Annotated in this window: 17 protein-coding genes; 7 read left to right on the forward strand and 10 right to left on the reverse strand. The window is 65.0% G+C overall.

The window, feature by feature from the left end:
• Positions 1 to 5: 5 nt before the first annotated feature.
• Complete coding sequence (locus tag NO357_RS20795; RefSeq protein WP_306737679.1) at positions 6 to 329, reverse strand: branched-chain amino acid transport AzlD family protein; 324 nt, start codon at positions 327 to 329, stop codon at positions 6 to 8.
• The gene (locus tag NO357_RS20800; RefSeq protein WP_306737680.1) at positions 326 to 1,054 is read right to left on the reverse strand and encodes an AzlC family ABC transporter permease; all 729 of its coding nucleotides are present in this window, start codon (positions 1,052 to 1,054) and stop codon (positions 326 to 328) included. The genes NO357_RS20795 and NO357_RS20800 overlap by 4 nt, the downstream gene beginning before the upstream one ends.
• 73 nt (positions 1,055 to 1,127) lie before the next feature.
• On the opposite strand from NO357_RS20800, the gene NO357_RS20805 reads away from it, so the two are divergent.
• The 5 genes from NO357_RS20805 to NO357_RS20825 all read left to right on the forward strand — a co-directional run bounded on the left by NO357_RS20805 (position 1,128) and on the right by NO357_RS20825 (position 5,880).
• Entirely contained in the window at positions 1,128 to 2,012 is an 885-nt protein-coding gene (locus NO357_RS20805; RefSeq protein ID WP_376744411.1) for a formate dehydrogenase accessory sulfurtransferase FdhD, read from the forward strand.
• The gene (locus NO357_RS20810) at positions 2,009 to 2,554 is read left to right on the forward strand and encodes a YcxB family protein (protein ID WP_306737682.1); all 546 of its coding nucleotides are present in this window, start codon (positions 2,009 to 2,011) and stop codon (positions 2,552 to 2,554) included. The genes NO357_RS20805 and NO357_RS20810 overlap by 4 nt, the downstream gene beginning before the upstream one ends.
• A gap of 85 nt (positions 2,555 to 2,639) precedes the next feature.
• Positions 2,640 to 3,287 carry a molybdenum cofactor guanylyltransferase MobA gene (gene mobA / locus NO357_RS20815; protein ID WP_306737683.1) on the forward strand — a complete coding sequence of 216 codons (648 nt, stop codon included), beginning with the start codon at positions 2,640 to 2,642 and terminating at the stop codon, positions 3,285 to 3,287.
• Positions 3,284 to 3,775: a molybdopterin-guanine dinucleotide biosynthesis protein B gene (gene mobB / locus NO357_RS20820; protein WP_306737684.1), complete on the forward strand. Its 492-nt coding sequence runs from the start codon at positions 3,284 to 3,286 to the stop codon at positions 3,773 to 3,775. Before mobA ends, mobB begins: the two co-directional genes overlap by 4 nt.
• Positions 3,772 to 5,880 (forward strand): molybdopterin-binding protein, encoded by a 2,109-nt coding sequence (locus NO357_RS20825; RefSeq protein WP_376744412.1) that lies wholly within the window; start codon positions 3,772 to 3,774, stop codon positions 5,878 to 5,880. The genes mobB and NO357_RS20825 overlap by 4 nt, the downstream gene beginning before the upstream one ends.
• Positions 5,881 to 5,977: 97 nt before the next feature.
• Here the strand turns inward: NO357_RS20825 and NO357_RS20830 are convergent, their stop codons facing one another.
• Positions 5,978 to 7,009 (reverse strand): hypothetical protein, encoded by a 1,032-nt coding sequence (locus tag NO357_RS20830; protein WP_306737685.1) that lies wholly within the window; start codon positions 7,007 to 7,009, stop codon positions 5,978 to 5,980.
• A 22-nt stretch (positions 7,010 to 7,031) separates the two neighbouring features.
• Positions 7,032 to 7,502, reverse strand: a complete 471-nt coding sequence (greA, locus tag NO357_RS20835; RefSeq protein WP_306737686.1) for a transcription elongation factor GreA — start codon at positions 7,500 to 7,502, stop codon at positions 7,032 to 7,034.
• Between the two features lie 252 nt (positions 7,503 to 7,754).
• Here greA and NO357_RS20840 point away from each other — a divergent pair, with 252 nt between their 5' ends.
• Positions 7,755 to 9,401, forward strand: coding sequence for an electron transfer flavoprotein-ubiquinone oxidoreductase (locus NO357_RS20840; protein WP_306737687.1), 1,647 nt, complete (start codon positions 7,755 to 7,757; stop codon positions 9,399 to 9,401).
• Between the two features lie 42 nt (positions 9,402 to 9,443).
• On the opposite strand, the gene NO357_RS20845 is transcribed toward NO357_RS20840, so the two are convergent.
• The 6 genes from NO357_RS20845 to NO357_RS20870 all read right to left on the reverse strand — a co-directional run bounded on the left by NO357_RS20845 (position 9,444) and on the right by NO357_RS20870 (position 14,953).
• Positions 9,444 to 9,851: a hypothetical protein gene (locus tag NO357_RS20845; RefSeq protein WP_306737688.1), complete on the reverse strand. Its 408-nt coding sequence runs from the start codon at positions 9,849 to 9,851 to the stop codon at positions 9,444 to 9,446.
• Entirely contained in the window at positions 9,848 to 10,093 is a 246-nt protein-coding gene (locus tag NO357_RS20850; RefSeq protein WP_306737689.1) for a hypothetical protein, read from the reverse strand. The genes NO357_RS20845 and NO357_RS20850 overlap by 4 nt, the downstream gene beginning before the upstream one ends.
• 220 nt (positions 10,094 to 10,313) lie before the next feature.
• Complete coding sequence (locus NO357_RS20855) at positions 10,314 to 11,387, reverse strand: BMP family ABC transporter substrate-binding protein (protein ID WP_306737690.1); 1,074 nt, start codon at positions 11,385 to 11,387, stop codon at positions 10,314 to 10,316.
• 50 nt (positions 11,388 to 11,437) lie between these two features.
• Positions 11,438 to 12,358 (reverse strand): ABC transporter permease, encoded by a 921-nt coding sequence (locus NO357_RS20860; RefSeq protein WP_306737691.1) that lies wholly within the window; start codon positions 12,356 to 12,358, stop codon positions 11,438 to 11,440.
• Positions 12,358 to 13,443, reverse strand: coding sequence for an ABC transporter permease (locus tag NO357_RS20865; RefSeq protein WP_306737692.1), 1,086 nt, complete (start codon positions 13,441 to 13,443; stop codon positions 12,358 to 12,360). The genes NO357_RS20860 and NO357_RS20865 overlap by 1 nt, the downstream gene beginning before the upstream one ends.
• Positions 13,430 to 14,953, reverse strand: a complete 1,524-nt coding sequence (locus NO357_RS20870) for an ABC transporter ATP-binding protein (protein ID WP_306737693.1) — start codon at positions 14,951 to 14,953, stop codon at positions 13,430 to 13,432. Before NO357_RS20870 ends, NO357_RS20865 begins: the two co-directional genes overlap by 14 nt.
• 243 nt (positions 14,954 to 15,196) lie before the next feature.
• Between NO357_RS20870 and NO357_RS20875 the strand changes: the two genes are divergently transcribed.
• On the forward strand, positions 15,197 to 16,012 hold the full coding sequence (locus NO357_RS20875; RefSeq protein WP_306737694.1) for a DUF6544 family protein: 816 nt from the start codon (positions 15,197 to 15,199) through the stop codon (positions 16,010 to 16,012).
• Positions 16,013 to 16,035 lie beyond the last annotated feature (23 nt).

Raw genomic sequence — 16,035 nt, forward strand, 5'->3', positions numbered from 1 at the left:
CGGGGTCACGCCAGATAGAGCAAACCGAATAGCGTCGCGCCGCCGGCGAGGATGGCGGCCAGCACGTTGCGGCTGATCAGCCCGACTGCTAGGGTGACCGTCGCCGCGGCCAGGCGTGCCGGATCAGGCGTGCCGCCGGTGGCCTGCGGCCACAGCACCATCGGCGCGACCAGGGCCGGAATCACCGCCACGGCGGTGTAGCGCAGATGCCGCAGCACCCAGGCCGGCAGCGGACGGTTGCCGACCAGCCCGAGAAACAGAAACCGCAATCCGAAACTGCCGAGACCCAGCCCGGCGATCACCAGCCAAAGCGTGGTCTTTTCGATCATGTGCCGTGCCCTTCGCCGATCACGCGGCGCTCGACCCTCAGTTCGATTTGCGCCCCGGCAACCATGCCGGCGAACCCGGCGACCAGCAGGCCGAGATTATAGGGCAGCCAAGCCAGCACCAGCGCCATCGTCACCGCCGTGAGCGCCGCCGCGACATGCGCCAGCGTGCGTAGCATCGGCGCGATCATTGCCAGAAAGGTGATTGGCACGGCGAAATCGAGCGCGAAGTCCGGCGGGATGTGCTGGCCGGCAAGTGCGCCGGCGATCGTGGCGGCCAGCCAGGCCGGCAGCACCGGAGTGCAGGCGCCGAAAAAGAAGGCTGTTTTCTGCCCCAGCCGCCAATGCGGGTGGCGATCATAGGCGGCAATCGAGGTGGTGAAGCTTTGATCAACGGTCATATAGGCGACGAAGGCGCGCTGCCACAGCGGAGCGGCCCCAAGATGCGGTGTCAGCGCCGCCGAATACATCGCCAGCCGCAGGTTAACCGCCAGCGCCGAGATCAGCACCACCAGCACCGGCGCCTGCTCCTGCATCAACTGCAGCGCCGTGAACTGCGCTGCCCCGGCCACAACCGCAAAAGAAAAACCAAGCGTTTCCAAAAGGTTAAGGCCGGCCTCTGTGGCAACCAGACCGAACAGCGCGGCAAAGGGAACCACAACAAGGATGAACGGGGCGCCGGCGCGCACGCCCATCCAGAAGGGGGATTTTGCGGTGGCAGGTGGCATGGTAAGGCCGTAAAATCGGAAACGTGTGATGCTATTTAGCATCGCTACCCGTTTTGGGAGAGGGAAACAATCTGTGACTCGCCTTGACGTAGGGGAATACATTATCGCGCCCGACCCCGGCGCGGCACGCCTGACGCGGGCGGTCACCGGCACCGATCACCTGGGGCAGCCGACTGATATCCGCGTGGTGGAAGAGCGGCCGCTGACTATCTTCCTCAATTCCCGCGAGATCGTCACGGCGATGACGATCGGGGATTATCCGGACTATCTGGCGCTGGGTTTCCTGCGCAACCAGGGGATGCTCGGGCCGGAGGAGGAGGTGACCGGCGTCGATTTCGACGACGAGCTTGACACCGTGGTGGTGCGCACCGTGCGCGAAACCTCCTTTGAGGACAAGCTCTCGCGCAAAACTCGCACTTCGGGTTGCGCCGTCGGCACGGTGTTTGGCGACATGATGGAAGGTCTGGACAGGGTGAAACTACCGGCGACCCGGGTGAAAACCTCGGAGCTCTACGCGCTGGCGCACAAGATCAACCGCACGCCGTCGCTTTATCTTGAGGCCGGCGCGATTCATGGCACGGTGCTGTGCCAGGGCGACCGCCCGCTGGTCTATATGGAGGACGTCGGACGCCATAACGCCGTCGACAAGATCGCCGGCTGGATGTTTTCCGAACGCGTCGCAGCGGGCGACAAGCTGCTCTACACCACCGGGCGGCTGACCTCGGAAATGGTGATCAAAACGGCGCTGATGGGCATTCCGGTGCTGGCCTCGCGCTCGGGCTTCACCGCCTGGGGGGTCGAGATCGCCCGCCAAGTCGGCCTGACCCTGATCGGCCGGATGCGCGGCCAGCGCTTCGTCTGCCTGAGCGGCGAGGAGCGGCTGGTGCGGGATGCGGATGTGGCCGCGGTGCCCGAGGAGGACGGCAGGTACCGGCGGAAGGGGGCGGGGGGTGCATGACGGAGGGAGATTTCATCTTTGACAGGCCGGTCAGCCTTGCGGAGATGTCCGAAGGCAGCCGCATCGCAGCGCGCCTGGTCTGTTCGGGCCCTTGGCGCCTGCTGGGCTTTGTCGAAACTCTTGCCATGCTAGTGATCTTGGTGACTAGTCTGGGGCTGGCGCTGGTAGGCGGGTGGATCGTGCTGACTGGGAAAGCACCCGAAAACGGCGTCGCCGTGGCCTATCTGCCGTTCCTTATCGTCGCGGGCTATATCGGCCTGCGCCATTTGCGCCTACGGCATTTTCTTTCGGTGACCCTGCAATCGCCGCTGGCTGGCGATGTGGTCACGACCGTGTCGAAAGACGGGTTGATCCAAGAGACTGAAAGCAGCCGCCTGCACTTCGGATGGCCGGATATCGACCGTTTCGCACAGGGGAAAAAGACTTTCGTTTTTACTGCCGCCAATGGTGCAATCATCCTTCCCAAGGTGAGGCTGCGCGGTGGAAATTTGGACGGTTTTCCAGCCCAAATAGCGCGCTGGCGTGGCGAGGGCGGAGCATGAGTTTTCTACGGCGGACAATATTCTTCGAAGAACTTTACCAACAATTTTCGAAAATTCTTGTGTGCCGTTGCGTCGGGCGCACACGATGACCCGCCCGCTTGGCATCATCCTCGCCGGGGGCCTTGCCACAAGGATGGGGGGCGGTGACAAGGCGTTGCTGCCGTTGGGGCAGGGCACGCTTCTGTCCCACGTGATCGAGCGGCTGAGGCCACAGGTGGCGGGGCTGGCGCTGAATGCCAATGGCGATGCGGCGCGGTTTGAAGGGTTCGGCCTGCCGGTGCTGCCCGACACGATCGAGGGTTTCCCGGGCCCCTTGGCGGGCGTGCTGGCCGGGCTCGACTGGGCGGCGGAGCAAGGCGCGGAAACCGTCGTCACCGCCGCCGCCGACACACCCTTCCTGCCGCGCGATCTGGTGGCGCGGCTGACGGACGCCGCGCAGGGCATGGCGCAGCCGCTGGTTCTGGCTGCGACGCCGCGCGATGAAGAAGCCGAGACTCGCTCGAAGACCCGCTCGGGCCTGGTACGGCACCCGACGTTTGGTCTCTGGCCCGTGGCGCTGCGCCATGACCTGCGCGCGGCGCTGGAGGGCGGCTTGCGCAAGGTCGTGCTCTGGACCGATGCCCATGGCGGGCGCGAGGCGCTTTTTCCCGATGCCGATCCCGCGCCGTTTTTCAACGTCAACACGCCCGACGATCTGGACATCGCCCGGGGCTATCTGGAGAGCGCCACGTGAAGATATTCGGGGTCGTCGGCTGGAAGAACTCGGGCAAGACCGGGCTGATGGAGCGGCTGGTGGCCGACCTGACCGCACGCGGGCTGAAAGTATCGACCATCAAACATGCGCATCACGCCTTTGACGTCGACCAGCCGGGCCGCGACAGCCACCGCCACCGGGTCGCCGGGGCGGGGCAGGTTCTGTTGGCGTCGCGCATGCGCTGGGCGCTGATGACCGAGCTGGGCGACGCGCCCGAGCCGCCGCTGTCTGAACTTCTGGGCAAGCTGGATCCGTGCGACCTGGTGTTGATCGAAGGCTATAAGCGCGATGGTCATGCCAAGTTAGAGGCACACCGGGCCGAGACCGGGCAGCCGCTGATCGCGCCGGACGATCCGACCGTGCGGGCGGTCGCGTCGGACGCGCCGCTAAGCCTCGATCGGCCGGTCTTCGATCTCGACGATACCCGGGGGATCGCGGATTTCATTTTGGCGGAGTTGGGGTTGTGAGCGAGTTCGACACCATCATCATGGCCGACTGGTCCGGTGGCAATGATCGCGGGCCGACGCCCAAGGCGGATGCGATCTGGACCTGTGTCGCGGGGGAAGCGCCGCTCTATCATCGCAACCGGCAGGCGGCCGAAGATTGGCTGACCGCGCGGATCGGTGACGAAATCGACGCCGGGCGGCGGGTGCTGGCCGGGTTCGATTTCCCCTTCGGCTATCCGGCGGGGTTGGCGCGTGCGCTGGTCGGCGAAGACGATCCGCTGATCCTCTGGCGCTGGTTCGCCGAGCGGATCGAGGACGCGCCCAAGGCCAACAACCGGTTTGATGTCGCGGGTGAGATCAACCGGCTGTTCTCGGGCACCGGGCCGTTCTGGGGCAACGGTCTCAAGCGCGACATCCACGATCTGCCGCGCAAGGGGCGGGCGCGGGATTTCGATGCGGTGCCGGAATGGCGCGTGGCCGAGCGCCGCGCCAAGGGGGCGTTTCCCTGCTGGCAGATGACGGGCGCGGGCGCGGTCGGCGGCCAGGTCATGATGGGGCTGCCCATGTTGTGGCGGCTGCGTGACCGCTTCGGCGCGGCGGCCTGGCCGTTCGAACCGTTGGAGGACAAGCCGCTGGCTCTGGTCGAGGTCTGGCCGTCACTGATCCGCAAGGTTGTGGCCGAGGCGCAGCGCGCCGACGAGGTTCGTGATGCGGCCCAGGTCCGGGTGCTGGCCGCGGCGGTGGCCGCTTTGCCGCCCGACCGGCTGGCCAAGATGCTGTCGGTGGAGGCCCCGGAGGCGGCCGCGGAAGGCTGGATCTTCGGATTGGGGCACGAAGACACGTTGGCGGATGCCGCACGGGCGGCGACGGCGCTGAAACCGCCGGCGCTCCAGAACGATTGCTTTGCATTGCCGCCGGGCGTTGAGTGGACGCCGGTGGATGCCGCGCTGGCGCTGCTGCGCGATCGTCTGGAACCGGTGACGGCGACCGAGACGGTGCCGCTCGGCGATGCGCTGGGTCGGGTGCTGGCGGACCCGGTGGTCGCGCGGCGGTCGAACCCGCCGCTGCCGAATTCCGCGGTTGATGGCTATGGCTTCGCTTGTGCCGACCTGCCTGTCGGCGATCCGGTGCTGCCGCTGGTGGCGGGCCGCGCGGCGGCAGGGCTGAGATACGAGGGCACGGTGCCGCCGGGCCATGCGATCCGGGTGCTGACCGGGGCGGCGTTGCCAGACGGAGTCGATACGGTGGTGATGCAGGAGGACGTCGAACTTGGCGCTGGCGAAGTGGCCTTCAGGGCCGGGGTGAAAGCCGGCGCCAATGTTCGCCGGGCGGGCGAGGACGTGACCGCCGGAGACGAAGTGCTGGCCGCGGGCCGAGTGGTCACGCCGGCCGACCTGGCGCTTTGCGCCGCGGTGGGCGTGGACCGACTGACGGTGCGCAAGCCACTGCGGGTCGCCGTGATTTCAACCGGCGACGAGTTGGTCGAGCCGGGAAAAGCGGCGGAGCCGGGGCAGATATACGATGCCAACCGGCCGATGCTGCTGGCGCTGATCGAACGCGCCGGTCATGTGCCGGTGGATTTGGGGCGCATCGCGGATGATCGCGTGCGCCTGCGCGCCGCGTTCGACGCCGCGGCGGCGCAGGCCGATGCGGTGCTGACCTCGGGCGGAGCGTCGGCTGGCGACGAGGATCATGTCTCGGCCTTGCTGCAACAGGCCGGCGCAATGTCGCTGTGGCGTATGGCGATCAAGCCGGGGCGGCCGCTGGCGCTGGGGATGTGGCAGGGGGTGCCGGTCTTTGGTCTGCCCGGCAACCCGGTGGCGGCGATTGTGACGGCCTGCGTCTTCGCTCTGCCAGCGTTGGGGCTGCTGGCGGGACGCGGCTGGCGGGTGCCGCAGGGTTTCGACTTGCCGGCAGCTTTTTCCAAGCGCAAGAAAGCGGGGCGGAGGGAGTTCCTGCGCGCCCGCATTCGCGATGGTCGGGCCGAGGTGTTCCGCTCGGAAGGATCAGGGCTTATCAGCGGGTTGAGCTGGGCCGAGGGGCTGGTTGATTTGCCTGAGGATACAGCGGAGATTTCCGAAGGCGACGCGGTGCGTTTCATTCCCTGGAGCGGCTTCGGGCTTTGACCGACGTAGAGGTCCGGTGTCGAATCCGGCTCAAGACCCGGGGGAAATTGCGTTGCTCATGTGTCTTAGCGGGCGCATTTTCCTCGCGAGTACCGGGTTAGTCGAAGGTTCCCGCCACGCGGCCCAACAGCATGAAGGCCCGTGCTGTGCGGGTGTCGGCCAACTCGGATATCTCGCTGTCCGAGGCGGCGTCGGCAAACTCGGTGAACATCTGGTCGAACTTGCGCAGGAAATGATGCACCGCGTCGCGGAAGATGGGATCCTGCCGCATCCGCCCTGCCGTCAGCGCCAGCGAGGACCGGTCGCGCACGCCACCGAGCGCGGCCACCGGGCGGCCGCGCTGGCCGGCGGCGAATTTGCGCCAGATCTCGGGCCGGGCCATGTCAGGGCGCAGGTCGTCCATGTAGATGCCGTCCTGACTCAGCAGCGTCAGCACGTCCTGGCTGGCGCGGATCAGCTGGCTGGCATGCCGGTCCTTGAGCGCCTTGCGCAGTGCGGCGAAGCCGTCCAAGTCCTCGGCGGTTTCGGGGAAATTCATCGCGCGGATGAAATCGGCGCGCGAAAGCGGCGGCGTCATGTCCTCGGCGCGGGTGCCGAGCGGCAGCGCCACCTGCTCTTCGGCGCCCGGTGGGGGCGGTGCCGGTTCGGGCGGCCGGACGGTGCCGGCATCGCGCGAGGAATGGAAGGTCGCGAGCGCGGTTTCGGTCTTTTTCTGAGCCGCCGCGATCTCGTCAAGCTTCTTGGCCACCGATTGGTCCATCACCGCACCGCGGCTCTGGGCCTGGGCGACATAGGCCTGGCGAATGGCGTCGATCGCGCCTTGCAGTCGGTGACTTTCCTCACGCATCACCTTTGAGGCCCGTGCCGCGGTGGCCGCGACCCAGATCATCGCCACGGGCATGAAGATCGCCAGCATGGTCATGATGAAGCGCAGCCCTTCGAGGCTGCCTTCGCCGGCGCCGTAGGTGGGGCTGTCCGCCGGACCGAGGGTGAGGAAGAACACTGCGGCCCCCGCCAGCCACAGTACCGACAGAGCCAGCGCGATCACCTCGATGGCGGTGATGTACGGCTGGCTCGGACGGTCATAGATCCCGAGCGGAGTCGGGCGGCTCTCGGTTGGTTCGACCATGCGCGGCCCCCCTCGGGACGGGTCAGACATATTCGATCTTGAGCACTTCGTAGGCGCGGTCGCCGCCGGGCGTGCGCACCTCGACGCTGTCGCCCTCTTCCTTGCCGATCAGCGCTCGGGCGATCGGGGACTTGATGTTGAGCAGCCCCTTTTCGATGTTGGCCTCGTGTTCGCCGACGATCTGCCAGGTCTTTTCTTCGTCGGTGTCCTCGTCCACCAGCGTCACGGTGGCGCCGAACTTGATCGCGCCCGACAGTTTGGTGGGGTCGATCACCTCGGCCAGGCCGAGCACCCCTTCGAGCTCCTTGATCCGGCCTTCTATGAAGCTCTGTTTTTCGCGCGCCGAGTGGTATTCGGCGTTTTCGCTTAGATCGCCATGCTCGCGCGCCTCAGCGATCGCCTTGATGATGGCGGGGCGCTCTTCGGACTTGAGTTTCTTCAACTCGGCTTCGAGCGCGGCAAAGCCGGCGCGGGTCATCGGGATCTTTTCCATGGCTCCTGGTCCACCGTCAAAATAAACGCGGCGCGTTCTTCCGCGCGCCGTCTCATGCTGCATGTCACACTGCCCAAAGGCGTGAGGCCATGCAATAGAGTATGGCTGTGAGCAGTGCAATTCCGCGCATCTTGGCCGGGAAAACCGCAGAAAGGACGCGTTAACGTCGTGTCGCGATTGACGCAGTGCAGCGTGAAGCGCTAATCAGCGTTGAAATTTTGTTGCCCGTTAGGTGCCAAGGGGAGGACGCGCATGTCCGAGATCGAACGCGAAGCGATGGAATACGATGTGGTGATCGTTGGCGCAGGCCCGGCGGGCTTGTCGGCGGCGATCCGGCTCAAGCAGCTCGACCCGGATCTGAGCGTCGTGGTGCTCGAGAAGGGCTCGGAAGTGGGTGCGCACATCCTGTCGGGTGCAGTGCTTGATCCCTGCGGGCTCGACGCGCTGATCCCCGACTGGAAGGACAAGGGCGCGCCGCTGAACGTTCCGGTCAAGGAAGACAATTTCTACATGCTGGGTGAGGCAGGTGATATCCGCATCCCCAACTGGCCGATGCCGCCACTGATGTCGAACCACGGCAAATACATCGTCTCGATGGGCAATGTCTGCCGCTGGATGGCCGAGCAGGCCGAGGAGATGGGCGTCGAGATCTTCCCCGGCATGGCTTGCTCCGAGCTGGTTTACGATGGCGACCGGGTAAAGGGCGTGGTGGCCGGTGTGTTCGGTCTTGAGCCTGACGGGTCGATCGGGCCGGACACCGAGCCGGGCATGGAGTTGCATGGCAAGTACGTGTTCCTGTCGGAAGGCGTGCGCGGCTCGCTGGCGAAAGAGGTGATTGCCAAATACGACCTGTCGAAAGGCAAAGAGCCGCAGAAATTCGGCATCGGAATGAAGGAAATCTGGGAGATCGATCCGGCCAAGCACAATGAAGGCGAAGTCACCCACACGATGGGCTGGCCGCTCGGCGGCAATGCCGGGGGCGGGTCGTTCATCTATCACCTCGAGAACAACCAGGTCTATGTCGGTTTCGTGGTGCACCTGAACTATGCCAACCCGCATCTCTTCCCCTACATGGAGTTCCAGCGGTTCAAGCATCACCCGAAGGTCGCCGAGTTGCTGGAAGGCGGCAAGCGCGTGGCTTATGGCGCAAGGGCGATCAGCGAGGGCGGCTTTCAGTCGATGCCAAAGATGGTGGCGCCGGGTGTGGCACTGCTGGGTTGTTCGGTCGGCATGGTCAACGTGCCGCGGATCAAGGGCAACCACAACGCCATGCTCTCGGGCAAGGCCGCAGCTGAGGCCGCCTACGAGGCGATCCAGGCCGGCCGTGAAGGCGATGAGCTGGCTGCCTACGAGACCGAAGTGCGGACCGGACCGATCGGCAAGGACCTCAAGAAAGTGCGCAACGTCAAGCCGATGTGGTCGAAATGGGGGATGCTGCCGAGTCTCGCGCTGGGCGGATTCGATATGTGGTGCAACACCCTTGGCTTCTCGCTGTTCGGCACGTTGAAGCACGGAAAGACCGATGCGGCAGCGACCGAGCCCGCGGACAAGCACAAACCGATCGACTATCCCAAGCCCGACGGCAAGCTGAGCTTCGACCGGCTGACCAACGTCAGCTTCTCGTTCACCAACCACGAGGAAAGTCAGCCGGCGCACCTTCACCTCGACGATCCGGACCTGCCGATCAAGGTCAACCTGCCGAAATACGCCGAACCGGCGCAGCGCTATTGCCCGGCCGGTGTCTATGAGGTGGTCGAGGAAGAGGGCCAGGCCCCGCGTTTCGTGGTCAATTTCCAGAACTGCGTGCACTGCAAGACCTGCGATATCAAGGACCCCAGCCAGAACATCAACTGGGTCACCCCGCAGGGCGGCGACGGGCCGAACTATCCCAATATGTAATGCTGAAGCGGGGCGGGTGGTTACCCGCCCCGGCTTTTCAGCTTATTCCGCCGCAACGACGGCGTACTGGTCAGTCACCACGTATTTGCAGGCGGTGCAGGCCGCGCCGCTGCGTTCGGAATACCAGCGACAGGAGGCGCGGATCACGCAGGGCTGCAGATCGTCCTGCGGCAACCCGCCCTGGGCCTCGATCGCGGCCAGCACCTTGCGCACCACGCCGCAGCCGTCGCCCGTCCACTGCGCGCAGTTACCTTCCTGGCAGGGTGAGGCAAAACGCATGCGGGCCTCGGGCGGGCCGTGGTTCCGCGCCACGGCGACGAAATCGCCGTCGATCTGCATCGGTGTGCGCAGGTAGCTGAGCACACCGTCCCGTCCCATCGTCCCCAAAAGCGTTGCGCCAGGGGCGCAGGGCGCGGAGGGGCAGGTGAGTTCGGGCGCGTCTTTTCTCATCCGAACTGCCTTTCGAATTCGGCGACCTGTTTTTCGACCTTTAGGATGTCGTCGAACCGTTCGCGCAGGATGAGCCCCAGCCATTCGCGGGGGAAGCGGATGGCGAAGGGCTGTTCTACAATCTTGCCTGCGCCGGCGGCGGCCACCTTGCCGAGCGCGACCTTCTGCAGGTCGGAGGCGAGCTCCTGTTCGGCATCGCGGCTGAGTTCCACGTTGCCGAGGTCGATTACAAAACGTGCCATGGGAATAATCCTTTCTGTTGACAAAGAAGTTGCGTGAAATAGCGCTAAGTCACGGGAAAGATGTTATGCGAATCCCCTTTTGATTGAAATTGGCTCGCAGGTCGGGAAAACCTGACCACGGCGGAAATCGGCCGGTGCGGCCTGACGCGGTGCCCGGTCAAAAAGGAAACGGGCCCCGCGGAAGACGGGGCCCGTGTCGCGAAAACTCCTGTCAAACGGGTTATTGCGGAATCTCGCCCTCGATGCCTTCGACATAGAAGTTCATGCCGGCCAGCGTACCGTCATCGGCGGTCTCGCCGTCAGCTAGCCAGGGCGAGCCGTCCTGCTTGTTAAGCGGGCCGGTGAAGGGGTGGTATTCGCCCTTGGCGATCGCATCTTTCAGAGCCAGTGCCTCGGCTTTTACCTCGGCCGGCACGACGTCGGTGATTTCCCCGATGCCCACCATGCCCGGGCCGATGCCGTCCCACGTGTTGTCGCTTTCCCAGGTGCCGTCCATCACGGCCTGGGTGCGAGCGATGTAGTAGGGCGCCCAGTTGTCGATGATCGAACTGATGCGCGGCATCGGCGAAAACTCGGCCATGTCGGACGCCTGACCGAAGGTATAGACGTTGCCGGCGGCCTGCGCGGCGGCCTGCGGCGCCTTCGAGTCGGTATGCTGCAGGATCACGTCGGCGCCCTGTTCGATCAGCACCTTGGCGGCGTCAGCCTCTTTCGCCGGGTCGAACCAAGTATAGGCCCAAACAATCTTGAACTGCACATCCGGGTTAACCTTCTTGGCGTGGATATAGGCGCTGTTGATGCCGCGGATGACCTCGGGGATCGGGAAGGAGGCGATGTAGCCGATCACGTTTGATTGCGTCATGTGTCCGGCGATGGTGCCCTGGATGGCGCGGCCTTCGTAGAAGCGGGCCGAGTAGACGCCGACGTTTTCGGCGGTCTTGTAGCCGGTGGCGTGTTCAAATTTCACGTTCGGGAACTTCTTGGCGACGTTGATGGTGGGATCCATGTAGCCGAACGAGGTGGTGAAGATCAGGTTGGCGCCCTGCAGGGCCATCTGGGTCATGACGCGCTCGGCATCGGCGCCTTCGGGTACGTTTTCGACATAGGTGGTTTCGACCTTATCGCCGAAATGCGCCTCGACCGCGAGGCGGCCCTGATCGTGTTCGTAGGTCCAGCCACCGTCGCCGACGGGGCCGACATAGACGAAGCCGACCTTGGTCTTGTCCTGGGCCACGGCGCTGGTGGCGAGGCCCAGCGCCAGCGCGGCGCCGGCGAGAAGCTTGGTGATTGTCATGAGTGCTCTCCCTGTTGTTTCGTTAGGTACGTTCGGCAGCGGCCCCGGCTTCAGCCTGAGGCGTGGAAGACGCGGCCAAGCGAGCCGGGAGCCCGGCTGCGGTCGGCCGACATGATGACCAGCACGAGGATGGTAATCAGATAGGGTGACATGGACAGGTATTCGACGGGAATGGCAAGCCCCGCAGCCTGCAAATTGAGCTGCAGCACGGTGACACCGCCGAAAAGATAGGCGCCGAGCAGCACCCGCCAGGGCTTCCAGCTGGCGAACACCACCAGTGCCAGCGCGATCCAGCCGGCGCCCGCGGTCATGCCCTCGGTCCATTGGGGCACGCGGATCAGGCTGATATAGGCGCCGCCCAGGCCGGCGCAGGCGCCGCCGAACATGATGGCCAACACACGAATGCGCACCACCTTGTAGCCCAGCGCATGGGCGGCATCATGGTTTTCGCCCACCGCCCGCAGCACAAGGCCGACGCGGGTGTATTTCAACACCGCCCAGACCGCGGCGACCAGCGCAAGCCCGAAATAGACCATCACGTCGTGCGAGAAGAGCACGGTGCCGAGGAACGGCAGGTCGCTGAGAAGCGGGATATGGAGATCGGGTGTCTGCGCCGGTTTCAGGCCGACATACTCCTGCCCCAGAAGCGAGCTGAGCCCCAGCCCGAAGAGCGTGAGCGCAAGACCCGAGGCCACCTGGTTGGCCAGGGCGAACTGGGTGAGGATGGCGAAGAGCAGCGACAGAAGCGCCCCGCCCACGGCGGCGGCGACAAAACCCACGGCTGGTGAGCCGGTTTCGATGGTGATGGCGAAGCCGCAGATCGCGCCGGTGATCATCATGCCCTCGACCCCGAGGTTGAGAACGCCGGCACGCTCGACCACCAGCTCGCCGATACCGGCGATCAGGATCGGCGTAGCCGCAACCATGAGCGAGGCCAGAAGAAGAGCGGGGGAAATGGCGGAGAGGTCCATCAGGCTTTCTCGCGTTTGACGAAGCGGATGCGGTAGTTGGTCAGCAGGTCCACAGCGAGCAGGAAGAACAGCAGCATGCCCTGGAACAGCTGGATCGCGGCCGAGGGCAGGCTGAGCATGAGCTGGGCCAGCTCACCGCCGATATAGGTCAGCGCCATCAGCAGGCCGGCCAGAAGGATACCCACCGGATGCAGCCGCCCGAGGAAGGCCACGATGATCGCCGTGAACCCGTATCCGGTGTTGAAATCGATGCTGATCTGGCCTGAGGGGCCGGAAACCTCGAACAGACCGGCCAGCCCGGCCATCAGCCCCGACATGCCGAGGCAGAACAGGATCAGCAGGTTGGGATTGACGCCCGAGAAGCGCGCCGCGCGCGGCGCCTCGCCGGTGAGGCGGATGGAAAAGCCCAGCATGTGGCGGTTGAGCAGTATATAGGCAAAGATCACGGCCAGGAACGCGGTCAGAACGCCCCAGTGCATGCCGGTTCCGGCGATCAGTTCGTCATTGAAGGCGGACGGATAGTCCTTGAGGTTGCGCGAACCGGGAAAGCCCAGGCCCTCGGGGTTTTTCAGGAGCCCCAGCGACATCGAGGCCAGGAGCTGTTCGCCGACGTAGACAAGCATCAGCGAGACCAGGATCTCGTTGGTGCCGAACTTCACCTTCAGAAGTGCCGGGATCATCGCCCAGAGCCAGCCGCCCAAGGCGCCCCCGATCACCATCAGCGGGAAGACATACCACGCGTCGAGAGGATAGAAGGCGAGGCCGACGCCGGCGCCGACGATCGCGCCGAGGATATACTGGCCTTCCGCCCCGATGTTCCAGATGCCGGCGCGGAAACCCAGCGAAAGCCCGATGGCAATCAGAATCAGCGGCCCCGCCTTGACCAGAAGCTGCGGCCGGGAATACGAGGCGAACTGTTCGTTGAACAAAGGATCCCAGAATATCACCCTGATCGCCTCGACCGGGTTCTTGCCCAGCATCGCGAACAGGATGCCGCCCGCGATCATCGTCAGCACCACCGCCATCAGCGGTGTCAGCCAAGCAAAGACCCTGGACGGCTGCGGGCGTTTCTCAAGCTTCAGCATGGGCCACCTCCATACCGTGGGCGCCACCCATCATTAGGCCGATCTCGTCGACCGTCAGGCCCTTGGTCGGGCGTTTCGCTGTAAGCCGGCCTTCGTTCAGCGCGGCGAAATGGTCGGACACTTCCATCAGTTCGTCGAGGTCCTGGCTGATCACCACCACGCCCGCGCCGCCCGCAGCCAGATCCAGCAGGGCCTGGCGAATGGCGGCGGCGGCCAAGGCATCGACGCCCCAGGTGGGCTGGTTCACCACCAGAACATAGGGTTTTTGCAGCACTTCGCGGCCGATCACGAATTTCTGCAGGTTGCCGCCCGAGAGCGAGCGTGCAGCATTTTCCGGGCCTGGCGTGCGGACATCGAATTTCTTGATGATTTCCTCGGCAAATTCGCGTGCCTGGCCCCAGCGCAGGAAGCCCCGGTTGGCCAGATCGCGGCGCACCGCGCCGGTCAGGAGGGCATTTTCCGTCAGGCTCATGTTTGGCGCCGCGGCATGGCCGAGCCGTTCCTCGGGGGCACACAGGAGGCCTGCGGCGCGCCGGGCGTTGGGACCGAGCTTGCCGATCGGCCGGCCGCCAAGCCTGATCGCGTCCGACGGCACACGCTCTTCGCCCGAGAGCGCAAGCAGCAGCTCGTCCTGGCCGTTGCCCGCAACCCCGCCGATACCCAGAATCTCGCCGCGGTGGAGCTCAAGATGGATGTTTTTCAGCGCGGTGCCGAACTGGCCGGGCGAGGGCATGGACAGGCCCGAGATATCGAGCGCGATATCACCCAGCTTCGCACCCGCAGATTTCGGGGTCTGCAATTCGGAGCCGACCATCATTTCGGCCATGTCGCGGGCGGTGGTCTCGCGCGGCACGCAGGTGCCGACGTTCTTGCCCAGCCGCAGGATCGTGGCGGTGTCGCAGAGCGCGCGGATCTCTTCCAGCTTGTGCGAGATATAGAGGATCGAAGTACCTTCGGCGCGCAGCTTGTTCAGCGTCTGGAACAGGATTTCGACCTCTTGCGGGGTCAGAACGCTGGTCGGTTCGTCCATGATCAGCAGTCTGGGATCCTGCAAAAGGCAGCGGATGATCTCGACCCGCTGGCGTTCGCCCGCCGAGAGATCACCCACCGTGCGATAGGGATCGAGCGGCAGACCATATTCTTCCGAAACGCTGCGGATCCGCGCGGCGAGGTCGCGCATCGGCGGCGGGTCTTCCATGCCCAGAGCGATGTTCTCGGCCACGTCGAGCGCGTCGAACAGCGAGAAATGCTGGAACACCATCGCCACGCCCGCGGCGCGGGCGGCACGGGGTTCGGGCGGGGCAAAGGGTTCGCCGCGCATCTGCATCGTGCCGCTGTCGGGTTTCACGAGCCCGTAGATCATTTTAACCAGCGTGGATTTGCCGGCGCCGTTTTCGCCCAGAAGCGCATGGATCTCGCCTTCGCCGATCTCGAACGAGACGGAGTCGTTCGCCACGACGCCGGGATAGGCCTTGGTCAGCCCGTCGATCTTCAAGAGTGGTTGCGTCACACGCGCCCCCGGCTTTCTTGTTGGTTCGGGCGCAAGGCCCCCCTGTCGGACACCATGAAAGCGGGCAAGCCGCCGATCTGGCAAGCAAGGAATCCGTCTCCGGCGTTGAAAGTCTTTCAGGGAATGCAGGATAATCAAGCTGTTTATTCTGGAAAGCTGAAAGAAATTTGAGGCAACGGCGGGTTGTCGGGTACGGTTGCCCGATTTCGTGGCAGAGTGAGGACGGCAACGCAGGAGGGTCGAATGCGGTGGGCTTTGACAATACTAGGCGCGCTGGTGCTGGTGATCTGGGCGGCACATCTGCTGAGTGCCTGGCAGTTCCGTCGGCTTGCCGCCGGGTTGGTGGCGGAGATCGGGCAGGGCGGTACGGCAGTGCCGCGCGAGGATCTGCCTGCGGCCGTGCGCGCGTTCGCCCGGCGCGGCCTGTCCGGGCAGGCACCGTTGGCGGGACGGATCAGGTTGGAGCAGGCGGCCGAAATGGAGCTGCAGCCGGGGGGTGGCTGGCAGGCTATCACCGCGCGGCAGACGATCGGGGTGAGCGAGACGGGGTTTGTCTGGGAGGCGTGGCAGAGCAAAGGCCCGCTGCTGCTGGTTCGGGTGATCGATGCTTTTACCGCCGGGCATGGACGGTTGCAGGTACGGTTGCTGGGCTCGGTCCCGGTGGCGCGTGCCGCGGGGCCCGAGGTGGATCGGGGGGAGGCGATGCGATATCTCGCCGAATTGCCCTGGGCGCCCGATGCCATTTTGCTCAACCGGGATCTGCGCTGGCGGGTGCTGGAGAGCGGCGAAATCGAAGTGTTGTTGAAAATTGGGCCGTCCGATGCGGTGGTGCGATTTGAGTTGGACGCATCCGGCGATCTGGCGGTGATGCGGGCCGAAGCGCGCTATGCCGGCGAGGTCGGCGGCGCTGCGCTCTACAAGGACTGGGAGGGCCGTTTCACTGACTATGGTGAGATCGGCGGGCGGCGGATTCCGCGCCGGGGCGAGGTGGGTTACATGGTGGATGGGGTTTACCAGCCCTACTGGCGCGGGCGGATCACCGGGTATCGGGTGGAATGACAGGCACGCCGGAGGCGGCGGTT

Origin of the sequence: Marimonas arenosa (assembly GCF_030848945.1) — a bacterium.
Classification (GTDB): domain Bacteria; phylum Pseudomonadota; class Alphaproteobacteria; order Rhodobacterales; family Rhodobacteraceae; genus Marimonas; species Marimonas arenosa.